Origin of the sequence: Olivibacter sp. CPCC 100613, assembly GCF_036959255.1 — a bacterium.
Classification (GTDB): domain Bacteria; phylum Bacteroidota; class Bacteroidia; order Sphingobacteriales; family Sphingobacteriaceae; genus Olivibacter.
Genome location: NZ_JAWMTI010000002.1, coordinates 410,221 through 424,453, shown reverse-complemented (window position 1 = coordinate 424,453; position 14,233 = coordinate 410,221). Strand labels below are relative to the sequence as shown.

Here is a 14,233-nt window from a genome sequence, read left to right as displayed (position 1 = left end):
TTTTTGCTCTTTTTTGAAACAAATGTTTCAGAATTAATATACATTTTAAATTTAACATAGATTATTATGAACAATTATTTAAAAGGAAAGGTAGCTCTTGTAACGGGCGGAACAAAAGGTATCGGAAAAGCAATTGCTGATAAATTAAGTCGGGCAGGCGCTCAAATCGTTGTAACTGCTAGAACCGAACCGAATGAAAATCCAAATGGATATTATTTTATAGCTGCAGATCATGCTCAATCCGAGAGTGCGGCGACCATTGCCAAGGAAATTTTGGGTAAATACGGCAGAATCGACATCATCGTTAATAATGCAGGGGCTAATTTAAGCAAGGGTGGCAGTTTCAGCACCCTTACTGATGAGCATTGGAATAACGATCTTCAGTTGAATTTAATGTCGGCAGTACGTATCAACAAGGCTTTATTGCCAACAATGATAGAACAAAAAAGTGGTGTGGTTATCAATATTTCCACCTATGCTGCACAACAGCCGATTTGGGATATGACCATGACTTATTCAGCTGCCAAAGCCGCGTTGAATGCATACTCCAAAGCCTTGGCCAATGAGGTTGGTTCAAAAGGAGTGCGTGTGAATACGGTTTCACCCGGTCTTGTAAAGACACCGTTGATGCAGGAGTTTATTGAGGGTGTTGCAAAATCATCAGACATTACCGTAAATGAAGCTTTTGAATCCATGGCAAGTAAAACATGGGGAGAAATCCCGTTAGGCAGAATGGCTGAACCCGAAGAAATTGCTAATTTAGTAGGATTTCTCGTTTCCTCGGAAGCTCAATATATCACCGGTATCAATTACGTGGTTGACGGTGGTGTGAGCTCGGTCGTATAAAGGGGTAAATGTCCGATGTTTTTTTGTTCGTTTATGAAGATACTAAAAGGTGTCTTCATAAACGTAACTTCATAGTTTAACTAATCACTTTCAACTCGTGAATTAGTTGACAGTATCTAACGGGCAGCGCTTTCCATACTCGCGGAGATAAATTTGCAAGGTTATTTCGAACGTGTTGTCAATTTTTTTTTGATGATTTAGCGCGGTCGTTAAAATCCAGGCAAAGATTTATCCAAAATTCAAAATCTTTTTTGCTTCTATACCCCGCAGGTTCCACATAACAGTAGCCCTTATATTCACTGCCTTTCATAATCATCGGCAAAAAACCGGTTCTTTCCGAAAGCTCTTCTGTCAGCTTGGCATCAAAACGGCACATCAATAAATCATCACTTACATTTATGCACATTTTACCATTAACCATAAACGCCACGCCACCAAACATTTTCTTTTCTTCTACCTCAATATTTTCGATTGTACTTAAAAATTCGCTGACGCGGTTTGCGAGATTACTATCATAAGCCATAATAGATCATTAAGATTTTTCTATAAATCTACAAATGTAAATTGATAAGTCCGCATAATCTTTGAAAGGTTACCGAGGCGGGCTGCAATGGTAGAAAATATAAGATGACCTGTTTCTCTCGCAAGTTCAAACATACTATCCATCGCAAGTCCACATTCTTTAGGTACTATCGAAACAATTAAACACTTTAAATTTCAAGCGCAGTTTTAAAGGATGTTTGTTAAGGTGGAATAGAATGGTTATGTTTGATTATTGCAAATCGATCAATATGGAAATCACTACGCTTGAAGGTTTTTATAAGACGGCTTCAGATAATTTAAATAAAGACATCAGCCAGTTATTACCCCAGGGGCTTACAAAGGAAGTTGGCCATTTCAATGTATTTGATGTCAGTGAATTGGCAAAACTGATCAAAGTAAAGCCTAATATGACTTACAACAGGCGTGCCTACTATAAGATCAACCTAATTGATGGACGCAACCGGGCGGAATATGCCGATAAAGTAATTGATATCGAAACGCAGGCACTGATGTTTACCACGCCGAAGGTGCCTTATAACTGGATCGCCAAAGACATGGATCAGCGTGGCTACTTTTGCCTTTTCAGCGCGGATTTTCTTGCGCAGTCCAAAAGCGGTGTTGTACTTGATGAACTGCCTATATTTAAGCCAGGGGGGTATCCCTGCTTCCATATCAATGAACAGGAAAAGGAAGAGATCAAAGCGATTTTCAGAAAGATGCATAAGGAGATCAATTCCGACTATGCGTATAAATATGACCTGATACGCAACTATTTAATGGAGCTGATCCATTATGGTCAAAAGTTGCAGCCTGCTACTGATCTTTACCAGGAGCATAACGCCTCGTCCCGTGTATCCTCATTGTTCGCTGAACTTTTGGAGCGGCAGTTCCCCATCGCCTCGCCATTTCAGGGACTTAAACTGCGTACGCCTAAAGACTATGCCGATCAGCTGTCTATCCATGTTAACTATCTGAACCGTGTACTGAAACAGCAGACCGGCCAGACAACAAAAAGCCTGATCAGTAACCGGATCATTCAGGAAGCCAAGATATTGCTCAGGCAAACGGAATGGAATGTGTCCGAGATCGCGTTTAGTTTAGGATTTGAAGAGGTCGCACATTTTTCTAACTTTTTCAAAAAGCAGACGGACTGCTCTCCTCTGACTTTCAGAAACTAGAGAAAGGTTTCGTTTTTGCAAACATTGTTTTGATTCTTGCAAAGTCCTCCTGATCCATTCTTGCCAACTTTGTTCTATCAAATTAAAGAACATGGAATTAAGCAAGAACACAATTCTGATCACGGGAGGAACAAGTGGCTTTGGTTTTGAGTTTGCCTCCAGACTCCTTCAACTCGGCAATAGGGTGATCATCACCGGCAGGAACGAACAAAAACTGGAAGAGACAAAAAAGATTCTTCCTGGCATCCACACTATAAAAAGTGATGTTAGCAAGGTCGAGGATATCAGCTGTCTGTACAAAGAGGTAACAGAAAAGTTTCCCGAGCTGAACATGCTGATCAATAATGCCGGGGAGATGCGAAAGATTTCTCTGTATGAAGATCACGACCTGTATGATATTACCCGCGAAATAGAGATCAACCTGATGGGCCCCATTCGTATGGCCCAGGAGTTTCTGCCCCACCTTAAAAAACAACAGACCGCTGCCATCCTGAATGTCACCTCCGGTATCGCACTTGGTGCATTCCCGATTGCCCCTGTCTATAGCGCCAGTAAATCAGGATTACGATCCTTCACGCAATGTCTGCGGGTACAGGTTAAATCTACCAGCATCAAGGTATTCGAACTCATCGCCCCCGGCTCTACAACACCCCTGAATGAAAAGTTCAGGAATGGCGGCGAAGTTGATACCAAAATGTTAGTCTCACCCGAAAAAATTGTAGACGAAGCTATTAAAGGGATGATCAACAATACCTACGAGATCTTTCCCGGCAGTGCCAAGATCATGCGTATCCTGAGCAGGCTTGCCCCCAAATTCATGCTTTCGCAAGCCACTAAGATGGGCGAGAAAGCCATGTCCGGCAAATAATTTCCCTCAAAAAAATTCTACTCACAATCAAAATCATGGTTATGAACGATCAATTGACTTCAACACCTCCGCTGAGCCGCTGGCGCAGAACGGCTTTCATTGTTACCTTATTTTTGGTCAGCGCATTCAGCCAGATCGACCGTATATTACCCTTTATCCTTGCAGAGTCCATTAAAAAAGAATTGCACCTCAGTGATACGCAGTTAGGGCTGATCAATGGGATAGCCTTTGCAGCGATCTATTCACTGGCCTCCCTGCCGCTTGCACGGTTGGCTGATCGTGGGGCATCCAGGCAGGTTTTGCTCTGGTGTGTATTGATCTGGAGCATTATGACGGGACTGGGTGGTTTGTCGGCAGGTTTCCTGACAATGGCGCTTTCGCGCTTTGGCGTAGCCCTTGGAGAAGCCGGAGGAACACCCGCCAGTCATGCACTGATTGCGGGTAACATCCCAGAGCATCGGCGTGGTCGCGCGCTCGGCATTTTTTCGATGGGCATCCCTTTGGGTACAATGATAGGGTTTGGTGTCGGTGGCTGGGCAAGTGATCATATAGGCTGGCGCTTTGCTCTTTTTGTTGCGGGGGGTGTCGGATTACTATTGGTTATCCTGGTGTTGACGTTTACAGGGAAGACGGCCATTACTTCGAAGCAGCCCGGCAGTGCTACCGACAATATCTGGTCCGCCGGCCGCGAGCTGCTGTCGAAACCTGCGTTCCTGTGGATGTTCATTGGCGCGAACTTTTTAGGTTTTGCTGCTGCGCCATTTTATGCCTTCACTGCACCGTTCCTGATACGGACACACGGCATGACAGCCAGCGAGGTGGGGCTATCCTTCGGCTTGTTACAAGGGCTGATGGGCATCATCGGCACCGTAGGCGGTGGACGGTTATTTGATAGCGCTTTAAACCGCGAGGCAAGCCGTTTATTGCATCCGCCAGCTATTGTTTTCAGCATCGCCGCAATTGCAACGATTGCAGGGCTCCTGGCGCCCGAAGGCTGGATGTCCATTGCGCTTTTTGTACCTGCTATGCTAGCCTTTGCGTTTCTGCTTCCATTTGCTTTTGGCGCAGGTCATCTTATAGCAGGGGCAGGGAAGCAGGCACTGTCTTCCAGTCTGCTTATGATCGCTTCCGGGTTATTAGGTCCGGCACTATCGCCGCTGCTCGTAGGCATGATCAGTGATACGGTCGGTGCGGCTTATGAGGTAAACGGTTTGCGCTGGGGAATGATGATCGTTCCTGTTGCCAGTTTACTAAGCAGCATTGCCCTATTCATCGCCAGCAGAAAGATCAGAGAACACCTCGCCGTACCACCCAGACAAAATGTCCCTGCAGACATGGGCAACCAACTTTCACTTATTAAATAACATATTCACTGACTATCATGCAAACCTGTGCGTTTGCCATAACGGCTGGTAAAGCTGTGTAAATAGGTATTGTCTGGACCTAGGGCTGGCATACTTGGTAATATTTTCGAAAAAATGAAAAGTGATCAGTTTTATGCCGAATGGTGGCCATCGGGTCGAAGCGGGAGGGGCAGGCTGCTTCCAAACGAAAACACGTTTTACATCTATCTAAAAATAAGTGCCACCTTAACGGGGCGTCCGGCCCTTGTCTTCTGCAGGTCAAGCGATCTTGAATGGGAAGATCAGGATATGGGTTATATCACATCGTTTGAAAAGGCATTTTTTGATAAAGGTGTTTGGTGCAATTTCGAGGCCATCGATCTTTTTAAAGAGCGCAATCCCATAAGCATCGAATTGGATGAGGAAGAAGTGCTGACACTTGCGCCGATCTTTGATAAGATATGCGGTAGCATGGAATCCAACTATCTCTACAAGTCCGACCTGGTGCGGACTTACGTTTTCCAGATCATCCATATTGCGATCAAAATTCACCTGCAAAGGACAAATATCGTCAGATCACCTGTACGCTATGTACGCCTGACTACCTGCGGCATAGACATGTTCGTCAGGATCAGGCTCCGCCATAAAAAATAATAGTTCCATACAATTAATCTTAGCAATTATGTTTAATCACAATTTTTTAATTTCTAGCGCGCGTCATTCAATAGGAGCAGCTTTCGGCTATATCCAGGCGCTAACAGTAATCACGTGTATTGCAATGCTGCCCCTCGGCGGTAAGGCGCAGAGCCAGGATAGTCTTGCCAAAAAAGTCGCTGAATATGAAGCGGATAAGTTTACCGAACGCAGGCCGTTTAGCATAGACTACAAACAATACGGCAATTACAACTCCTCGTCTACCCTAAGAGGACAGGATCTTCCAGATGGCGAGTTTACCAAATGGTCACAACTGAGTGCTAGTGCCAATATTAATCTTTTGCAAAACCGCCGATGGTTGGTACAGGCCAATGGTTTTTACCGATATGTCTCTGCTGAGTACAACTTCCCGACATCCACAACGGCTACATCACAAACGGTCAGCAGAGATCTTCATTATCATACAGAGGGGCTGAACGTTGTCTATTTCTCGAAACTCTTTGGAAAGACCGTCATCTATAGCGGCAGTGTCAATGTTGATTGGAGTGAACGTTCGCTGGAAAGGGTTCGCGGGCTGTTTACCGGCGCTATTGTTCTGAAAGCGAACAATAGAACGAAGATCAATGTCGGAATTTTATACACTACCGATCCCGGTACATTTATCCGAGTGATTCCAACATTCCTTTTAGAGCATAAGTTTAATGAGCGCCTGATGGCAGATGTTTTTCTGCCACGGTATGCCTACCTGCGAAAAAAAGTGTTTAGCAACGGCAGGCTTTCCGCAGGTTGGGAACTCGACCCGCAAACCACTTTCTTTCTGAACGATCTTGACGAAAACGGCACAACCTATCAGTATCGCCAGGTTGACGTGAACACGGGACTGCTTTATGAGCACATTTTACCGGGAAGCATCACCCTTTCGTTGCGGGCCGGTGTCCGTATAAATCCATACGCACGCACGTTTGAAAAAGACCGTTCGTTCACCGACTATACCTGGGAAGGCAGAGCTGACGCGGCGCCTTACGCTAACATCGGATTTTCTTTTAACCCCTTTTCGAAGCGAAAGAAGTAAGTTTTTAAACAATTTCGTTCCTGCTGAAATTACGCTATCAAAGCAAATGGTGTTTTTACTACAACTTCGCGACTTTTGGATACATCTGCTCATCGATAATGGCTGAACTTTGCATCAACAACAGTGAGAAAAATATGGACTTAAAGAATAGCACCATCCTGATCACAGGAGGAACCAGCGGTATAGGTTTGGAACTTGTCAGGCAACTTACCCGGCAGGGATCAACCATCATCGTTACAGGTCGTAAACAAGAAGCTTTAAATGATACCAAAAGGCGTTTCCCGAAAATACACGTCTTTCAGAGCGATGTAAGCGATCCGCTGGATATTGAGAGCCTCTACGGGGAGGTGACGCAACAATATCCTGATCTGAATATCATAATCAACAATGCAGGTGAAATGCGGTTGCTTGACGTTCAGGACGCCGGCAAAGACTTGGAAAACGTTACCCGTGAGATCGATATTAATCTCACGGGACCGATACGGATGGTTCATCAGTTCTTGCCGCACCTGATCAAAAAGCCTGCGGCGGCAATTGTGAACGTCTCTTCTGCCATTGCCTTTATGCCTTATTCTACCGCTCCGGTTTATAGCGCTTCAAAAGCCGGAGTTCGTGCGTACACGCAAGCCCTACGCCTTCAATTGAACAAAACCAACGTCAAGGTATTCGAACTGGTTCCTCCGGGGGTGAATACTAATCTTCAGCATGATTGGGTGCTGCCACCGAACCCAAGCCAAATGATGGATGTGGATAAACTGGTCAGTGTAGCCATCAAAGGACTTCTGAACGATACACCTGAGATCAAGCCATTTCTGGTGAATGTGATAAAATTTCTAAGCAGACTGGTGCCTAATCAACTGATGCAGTTAGGACACAGGGAATTTAAAAAATTTAAAAAACTGAATAATCAACAATAAATAATCAGCTATGAGAAAATCAATTTTAGCCGTGTTCGCACTGCTGTTATCAATAACCTCTTTCGCACAGAAATTACCTGCTGACCAGATCACAGGGGTGTGGCAATGTGATGATTACAAGATCGAGGTATTCAAAGCGGGCAACACCTATTCCGCCAAACTTTTATGGTCGAAAGAGATGTTCGAAGCAGATGGCAAAACATCAAAGAAGGACGTTAAAAATCCGAATGAAAAACTCCGGAGCAGGTCTGTGCAAGGTTTGACGCATATCACCGGCCTTGTCTATAAGGACGGCGAATACGTGGATGGTACCTTGTATAGCGTACAGGACGGAAACACGTATGGTCTCAAAGGTAAACTGAAAGGCCCTAATGACCTGGAAACCCGGGGTTACAAAGGTGTCCCATTGATGGGCAAATCATTTAAATGGAAAAGAGTTCAGTAAACTATAAAAACAACGCTCATGAAAGATAATAAAGACAGGCTGTCGAGGTTTTGGTTTGTCGCTTCCAATGCCCTTCCCCCTATAGGATTTTTCCTTTATTTCAGACACAGAAAGGCACATCCAAATAAGGCTAGAAAAGCTTTAACAAGTGCAATGATCGGTGTGCCGATAGCGATAATCGGAGGTTACATCATGAACACTTTTGTCCTCAACTAAACTATGATAAGAATCATTATTTCCGCAGCACTGCTGTTCATTTCGGTAACGCTTAGTTTTAAACATGCCTGGGATACCGTATACTACAAAAGCAATCCGGAATCCGTTAAGATGATGGAAAGCTTAGGAATCAGCGAAACGTTCATTCCATATCTTGCTTGTGCAGCCATAGCGGTTGGCGTACTTTTACTCATCCCACGCACTTTTTTTCTGGGCAATATGCTAAATGCGGCCCTGATTGTTATGATTATGGGGTTGGCGCTGCGAGCAGGAAATTACCGCATCGCGTTGATAGAGATCCCGTTTTTAGTTATGCCATTAATTATGATATGGCTGAAGTATCCGTTCAAATTTAAGTAAATGTAGTATGGCAAATAGGAAACCCTACCGAATCAGTTCCATAACGGAGATACACCGTTTGATGGGACTCCCGAAACCCCATCATCCGCTGATCAGCATCGTGGATCTGAAAGGCCTGAAAAATGACACAGGAATAGAGGCGGTCGTTTTCGACTTGTATGTGATATCCATGAAAAGAGGATGCGACGGTTTACATTACGGGCAACAGAAATACGATTTCGACGAAGGCCTTATGGCCTTTATGGCTCCTGGCCAGATCCTGCGTGGTGAAGCGAACGGTGTGCCGCCTGATCTGGAAGGCTGGATGCTTTTCGTACACCCCGACTTTCTTTGGAACACATCACTTGCTGTCAAGATCAAGCGTTTTGATTACTTTGGCTATAGTACCAGTGAGGCGCTTTTCCTTTCTGATAAGGAGGAAATAGTGATCAATGACTTGGTCAAAAATATTAAAACTGAATATCATTCCAATATGGATAGATTCAGCCAAGATATTATTATCTCCAACCTGGAGACGTTGCTGCAGTACGCCGAACGTTTTTACCAACGTCAGTTCATCACCCGAAAGATCACTAACCATCACGTCTTAAATCAGGTGGAAGAGATCTTAACAAGCTATTTTAACAACGAAGCACTGCTTTCTAAAGGGCTGCCAAGCGTGCAATACTTTGCCGAGGCGTTGAACCTATCGGCTAAGTATCTAAGTAGCCTGTTGAAACAACTGACAGGTCAGACGATGCAACAGATCATCCACGAAAAACTGATCGAAAAGGCCAAAGAGAAATTATCTACGACGCAGATGTCTGTAAGTGAGATCGCCTACCAACTCGGGTTTGAGCATCCTCAGTCTTTCAATAAATTATTCAAGAGCAAGACGAAGCAGAGCCCATTGGATTTCAGACAGTCCTTCAACTGAAATGCGCAGGTAATTCTGGCCAGTATGCAACAGTACAATTCAAACACCATTTGTATGGACTGCTCAATAAAGACAGGTGGACTTTTCAGAACTAAAAAGATGGAAGACAAAGAAATCGTTTTGGTAACGGGAGGTTGTTATGATTTGAAATTCCCTTTCATTAGCAGAAAGAAGAGCGGCTAAAGTTAGCCGTTCCCACTTATCCTTTAATTTTTAATGACTGTATTAATCCATCAGCTATTGCTAAATGATAACTCAATACAATAGGGCTTCCGTCAAACTTTCCTGAAGTTTCTGCTTTTAAAATGCTCTCCGTTTCTTTTTCTTCAAAGCTTACGGGCTGCATTGTAGCCTCGTATCGCTCGTTGGCATCCGCAATCCAATGTTCTATCTCTTTTCTTCCTCTGTGCGTTTTGCCTTCGTCATAAACGATGGCTGTTTCGGAAAAACAATTTGCGTAAGCAACGCTATCAAAATTGTTTTGTGTTCTTACTAAATCTGATATTACTTTCGGTAAGTTCATAACTGTTTATTTTTGAATTTATTAAATGGTGGGTACAGTTCCACCGTCAATTACAAAATTTGTTCCTGTTAAATAATTGGCTCTTGGTGAAACAAGAAAACCAACTAATTCAGCGACTTCTTCCGGTTCGGCAGGTCTTCCATAAGGTATTCCACCAAGGGCATCCATGACACTTTGCTGAGCTTCTTTGACAGTGCTGTTTGCGTTTCGGGCGATCTCGCCCAACCAGGCTATCGATGCTGTTGTATTTATCCATCCTGGGGAAACTGTTAGCACGCGGACGCCTTTTGGTGTCACTTCATTTGATAAACTTTTACTGTAATTTATCAATCCTGCTTTTGCAGCTGCATACGGCAAAGTAGAATCGTACAGCGGTAATTTTCCCTGTATGGAAGCGATATGAATAATAACGCCACTTTTTCGATTTATCATTTGTGGTAAAAATCCTCTGTCCAGGCGAACAGGAGCAAGCAGATTAGCTTGTAGGGTTGATTCCCAATCTTCATCAGTTAATGCGGTAAAGCCACCGGCCGGTGTTGATGAAGCACCAAGGTTGTTCACTAGAACATCCAGCCTCCCATAAGTCGACAGCACTTCGCTGATTACTTTTTGTGTTCCCTCTGCATTACTTAAATCGGAAGGAATAAAATGCAGGTTGCCGTTTTCTTTTTCAGGTGCGTGTCTTGCAGTAATAATAACCGTTGCTCCAGCTTGTAGAAGCCTTTCTGCAATTGCTCTACCAGTTCCTTTTGTACCTCCTGTTACCAGGGCAATCTTACCCGATAATTCATCATTGAAATTAAATTGTTCCATATTTAAGAATTATTTATCGGACAAAATTGGCGTATAAAAGCAGTTCGCACAAGTACGGAGTTACGATTCATATAGGGATAAATTAGTCCCCTATTGTACGAATTGAGACATACATTTAACTTTGCTATATGTATGAGAGGAAAGTAATACCGAACTTGAATTGCGGACTTGATCTGATTGGTGAAGTACTTTACGGCAAATGGAAAATCCGATTGCTCTGGTTTATCAATGAGGGTCATAAACGCCCGAGCGAACTTCAGCGTAAAATCCCAGATGCTTCACGCAGGGTTTTGAATATGCAATTGAAAGAATTGGAGGAACACGAACTTGTCACGAGAAAGATTTATCCGGTTGTGCCACCAAAAGTAGAATACAGCCTTACAGAATTTGGTAAGACAGTTATCCCCGTTATTGCAGCACTAGGACAATGGGGTGATGAACACGGAGACCGTTTACGGAATGTGATTTTGAAACAATTGTAATTTTGAATTTGGATGACACCTAGCTTGTTTAACTGTTTATCAATGGAGCGTACGGCCTCCTTTCGATCTGCACAAAAACATGTTCAATAAATGTTTCTTCCTCCTCAGAAAGGATCAAAGATTGGTTCTCTTTCTTTTTGGCCAGGCGTGTTGCAATTGCTTCTCCGATGCCCCTCGATAACACTACTTTTCCCAACTGGTTGTGGTATCCAGTGATATTTTCGTTATTCTGTTTAGTTGAATGCAAAAGCTGGACTGTCGCAAATCTGAATATTGGATGGTCATCTCTATCTGTTTTATCTCGTATTTTGTAAATAAACAAGGCAGTAGCTTCGCATTTATAATCGGCGTCTGTTTTTTGTTTGATCAAATTTTATTTAAATAAATGAATCATGAAAATCTTAGTAATCGGAGGAACCGGCCTTGTGGGCAAAGGAGTAAGTAAAAAATTGGAAAGTATGGGTAATGAGGTAATTGTTGGAGCTCCCTCATCCGGCATTAATGTCCTAACGGGGGAAGGACTGACAAAAGCTTTGATGGGAACTGAAATCGTAATCGATCTTTCTAATTCTCAATCGCCAGATGATCAGATCGCTTTGGATTTTTTTCGCACGGCCGCTGAACATCTCATTGAAGCTGAAAAGCTTGCAGATATTAAGCACCATCTCGTACTTTCTATTGTCGGAACAGATCGCGCACAATATATAGGGTATCTGCAAGCAAAAAAGTATCAGGAAGATGCCGTAATCGAATCAGGCATACCCTATACTATCATCCGTTCAACACAATTTCATGAGCATGTAAGCACTATCATCGCTGTTCAGGGCGAAGGCCGGAACGTCCATGTTTCAACAATTGACTATCAACCGATCGCATTGCAGGATGTTGTAGATTATGTGGTAATGTTCGCTTTGGAACAGCCTAAAAATAAGATCGTTGAAATAGCAGGGCCTGACCGCGGATTGATGAACGACTTCGTGGAAAACTATTTGAAGGTGAAAGGTGAAGATAAAGTTGTGGTAGCTAACGAGGATGACAAATACATGTTCCATAGCATGCCAAAGTCAGGATTGGTTCCTGCCGGCGATTTTTATCCAGGTAAGATAAGGTTCGATGATTGGACAAGAAAGTCATAATAATTACATTGAGAACCTTTACAAAATCTATCGGATTATATTATTGAAATCTTTCTGTTTATTGTTGTGACATTCCGGCTTTCAGCGGAAATGGGGCTCCACTTTAAGCATAGAGCTAAACCTTCCTCTAGATTGTCTTAATATAATTGCAGGGATGTTTATCGGGATCGTTTTAGTGCATTTGCAAAAGATTGCATTTCATTCGAATTCAGCGAGGCAAAGCCAAACCTTATTCCATTGACGTCATGCTTATATTTATAGATGCTGCCGTCGTTCATGTATATACCTTGGGTAGCAAGTCTTTCTGAGAGTTGGGGTATGGAGTATTCAGGATCAAACAAAGTCCAAACTGCCATACCCCCATTAGGAGCACTGAAATTGGCAATATCTCCCAAAGAAGAATTTAATAGTTCGCAGAACTCATCCCGCCTCCTTTTGTATAGTTTTACAGATCTTCTCAAATGTCTTTGCATGTCGCCGATGCTGAAAAAATGAGCAACAGATTCTTCGAATAATACATCACCACGAATATCTAGAACTTGTTTTAGCTTCGATGATTGCCATATAAAGTCTTCACTGCCAATTAAATATCCCAGCCTGATAGTTGGAGCCAATGTTTTAGAAATTGAGCCAATGTAAAGAACGTAGCCATCGTGTTCAGCACTGGCTAAAGGTAATATAGGGGCACTTGCGTAGTGAAAATCATAGTCATAATCATCTTCGATTACAGGAAGACGATAGCGGCGAATAATGTCTAAAAGTTTGACTCGCCTTTCGGCACTGAGCGTAACCGTTGTGGGGTGGTGGTGATGTGGAATGATGTAAAGCAGACTTGGTGTTGATTGCTTGCAGATATTTTCAATTGCATCGACATCAATACCGTCATGATCAACCTTAACTTTTATAAGCTTAGCGCCTAGCTGTTCAAAAAGCCTATCTGCCAAGACGTAATTAAGGTCGCCTACAACAACGGTACTACCAGGTTGGAGTATCATACTGGCCGCGACAGCTATTGCCAATTGTGCACCATGAGTAATCAGCACTTGCTCAGGAGTAATATCGAGGGCTCTGGTCTTAGACAAAAAAAGAGCAAGCTCTGTTCTTAACGATATACTACCCTTTGAGCCGTCAGCTAATAACCTATCATGAATATTCGTTTTTCTTGATAAAAATTTGTACCGATCAACGATCAGGTCTAACGGTGCAATTCTGGCATCAGGATAACCATCATTAATCATTAGCTGGTAAGGTTTTAGCTGCCTTGTTATTGGTTTTCGAATAGCCACCTGTCGATAAAAGATCTCTTGGTCCTTTGATTGAAATTTCGCTGAGGTGCCTATGTCGAACGACTTGGGGTTCATTACCGGTAATTGCTGCGCAATGAAGTTGCCTTTCCGCCCTATCGCTTCAAGCCAACCCTGAGCCTGCAGTTCTTCATAGGCAGCAACTACCGTTGTACGGTTTAAAGTTAGCATTGACGCCATATCCCGACTTGCTGGTAATTGATACCCGGGTCTTAGTTTTCCATTCTTTATCAGTTCCACCAAACTATTTGCAACCTGTCTGAAAATAGGGATTGCGGACTGTCTGTCAACAGCGATGAGGGTACTAAAAGGTAATGTTTGAACTGCCATATTTAAAGGTGTGTACTGGACGTACAAAATAATGGAGCATAATTTACGGAAAAATTCCAATTATGGTTATTACTTTGAAAGATTCGCTTAATACCAGGAAAAGCAAAAAAAGAGCAGCTCAATTTAGCTGTGGAAATCGAATATAAGGTATTTTGAAAGGTCGGAAAAGGTGATGTTGATTGGTGTTGAAAGACACACTTGGCATGCAAACAATAATTACGGAAGAATTTATTTGTAAATTTGAAACTAATGCTGACAACTATTTTAAATCCGCATTACGTGTATTT

General features: G+C 43.0%; 18 protein-coding genes. 13 read left to right on the top strand and 5 right to left on the bottom strand.

The window, feature by feature from the left end; genetic code table 11:
- Window positions 1-66 precede the first annotated feature (66 nt).
- Window positions 67-846 (top strand): SDR family oxidoreductase, encoded by a 780-nt coding sequence (locus tag RYH73_RS08235; protein ID WP_335312936.1) that lies wholly within the window; start codon window positions 67-69, stop codon window positions 844-846.
- 178 nt (window positions 847-1,024) lie between these two features.
- Here the strand turns inward: RYH73_RS08235 and RYH73_RS08230 are convergent, their stop codons facing one another.
- On the bottom strand, window positions 1,025-1,369 hold the full coding sequence (locus RYH73_RS08230) for a TfoX/Sxy family protein (RefSeq protein WP_335312935.1): 345 nt from the start codon (window positions 1,367-1,369) through the stop codon (window positions 1,025-1,027).
- 268 nt (window positions 1,370-1,637) lie between these two features.
- On the opposite strand from RYH73_RS08230, the gene RYH73_RS08225 reads away from it, so the two are divergent.
- The 10 genes from RYH73_RS08225 to RYH73_RS08180 all read left to right on the top strand — a co-directional run bounded on the left by RYH73_RS08225 (window position 1,638) and on the right by RYH73_RS08180 (window position 9,541).
- Window positions 1,638-2,567 carry a helix-turn-helix domain-containing protein gene (locus RYH73_RS08225; RefSeq protein ID WP_130855168.1) on the top strand — a complete coding sequence of 310 codons (930 nt, stop codon included), beginning with the start codon at window positions 1,638-1,640 and terminating at the stop codon, window positions 2,565-2,567.
- A gap of 91 nt (window positions 2,568-2,658) precedes the next feature.
- The gene (locus tag RYH73_RS08220) at window positions 2,659-3,435 is read left to right on the top strand and encodes an SDR family oxidoreductase (RefSeq protein ID WP_335312934.1); all 777 of its coding nucleotides are present in this window, start codon (window positions 2,659-2,661) and stop codon (window positions 3,433-3,435) included.
- A gap of 41 nt (window positions 3,436-3,476) precedes the next feature.
- The gene (locus RYH73_RS08215; RefSeq protein ID WP_335312933.1) at window positions 3,477-4,799 is read left to right on the top strand and encodes an MFS transporter; all 1,323 of its coding nucleotides are present in this window, start codon (window positions 3,477-3,479) and stop codon (window positions 4,797-4,799) included.
- A gap of 114 nt (window positions 4,800-4,913) precedes the next feature.
- Window positions 4,914-5,432: a hypothetical protein gene (locus RYH73_RS08210; RefSeq protein ID WP_149105926.1), complete on the top strand. Its 519-nt coding sequence runs from the start codon at window positions 4,914-4,916 to the stop codon at window positions 5,430-5,432.
- A 28-nt stretch (window positions 5,433-5,460) separates the two neighbouring features.
- A complete protein-coding gene (locus RYH73_RS08205; RefSeq protein ID WP_335312932.1) occupies window positions 5,461-6,504 on the top strand; it encodes a DUF6268 family outer membrane beta-barrel protein in 1,044 nt (347 codons plus the stop codon).
- Window positions 6,505-6,638: 134 nt separating this feature from the next.
- Window positions 6,639-7,421, top strand: a complete 783-nt coding sequence (locus RYH73_RS08200) for an SDR family oxidoreductase (protein ID WP_335312931.1) — start codon at window positions 6,639-6,641, stop codon at window positions 7,419-7,421.
- 10 nt (window positions 7,422-7,431) lie between these two features.
- Window positions 7,432-7,866, top strand: a complete 435-nt coding sequence (locus tag RYH73_RS08195; protein WP_335312930.1) for a DUF2147 domain-containing protein — start codon at window positions 7,432-7,434, stop codon at window positions 7,864-7,866.
- A gap of 219 nt (window positions 7,867-8,085) precedes the next feature.
- Window positions 8,086-8,442, top strand: coding sequence for a hypothetical protein (locus tag RYH73_RS08190; protein ID WP_130855175.1), 357 nt, complete (start codon window positions 8,086-8,088; stop codon window positions 8,440-8,442).
- Window positions 8,443-8,449: 7 nt separating this feature from the next.
- Complete coding sequence (locus RYH73_RS08185; protein ID WP_335312929.1) at window positions 8,450-9,358, top strand: helix-turn-helix domain-containing protein; 909 nt, start codon at window positions 8,450-8,452, stop codon at window positions 9,356-9,358.
- A 54-nt stretch (window positions 9,359-9,412) separates the two neighbouring features.
- Window positions 9,413-9,541 (top strand): hypothetical protein, encoded by a 129-nt coding sequence (locus tag RYH73_RS08180; RefSeq protein ID WP_335312928.1) that lies wholly within the window; start codon window positions 9,413-9,415, stop codon window positions 9,539-9,541.
- 16 nt (window positions 9,542-9,557) lie between these two features.
- Here the strand turns inward: RYH73_RS08180 and RYH73_RS08175 are convergent, their stop codons facing one another.
- Window positions 9,558-9,881, bottom strand: a complete 324-nt coding sequence (locus RYH73_RS08175; RefSeq protein WP_335312927.1) for a nuclear transport factor 2 family protein — start codon at window positions 9,879-9,881, stop codon at window positions 9,558-9,560.
- A 21-nt stretch (window positions 9,882-9,902) separates the two neighbouring features.
- Entirely contained in the window at window positions 9,903-10,694 is a 792-nt protein-coding gene (locus tag RYH73_RS08170; RefSeq protein ID WP_335312926.1) for an SDR family oxidoreductase, read from the bottom strand.
- Between the two features lie 128 nt (window positions 10,695-10,822).
- On the opposite strand from RYH73_RS08170, the gene RYH73_RS08165 reads away from it, so the two are divergent.
- Window positions 10,823-11,176 carry a winged helix-turn-helix transcriptional regulator gene (locus RYH73_RS08165; protein WP_335312925.1) on the top strand — a complete coding sequence of 118 codons (354 nt, stop codon included), beginning with the start codon at window positions 10,823-10,825 and terminating at the stop codon, window positions 11,174-11,176.
- Window positions 11,177-11,204: 28 nt separating this feature from the next.
- On the opposite strand, the gene RYH73_RS08160 is transcribed toward RYH73_RS08165, so the two are convergent.
- Window positions 11,205-11,546 (bottom strand): hypothetical protein, encoded by a 342-nt coding sequence (locus RYH73_RS08160; RefSeq protein WP_335312924.1) that lies wholly within the window; start codon window positions 11,544-11,546, stop codon window positions 11,205-11,207.
- 22 nt (window positions 11,547-11,568) lie between these two features.
- Between RYH73_RS08160 and RYH73_RS08155 the strand changes: the two genes are divergently transcribed.
- Window positions 11,569-12,312: an SDR family oxidoreductase gene (locus tag RYH73_RS08155; RefSeq protein ID WP_335312923.1), complete on the top strand. Its 744-nt coding sequence runs from the start codon at window positions 11,569-11,571 to the stop codon at window positions 12,310-12,312.
- 158 nt (window positions 12,313-12,470) lie between these two features.
- Here RYH73_RS08155 and RYH73_RS08150 read toward each other — a convergent pair whose 3' ends face one another.
- Complete coding sequence (locus RYH73_RS08150; RefSeq protein ID WP_335312922.1) at window positions 12,471-13,946, bottom strand: aminotransferase-like domain-containing protein; 1,476 nt, start codon at window positions 13,944-13,946, stop codon at window positions 12,471-12,473.
- Window positions 13,947-14,233: the final 287 nt, after the last annotated feature.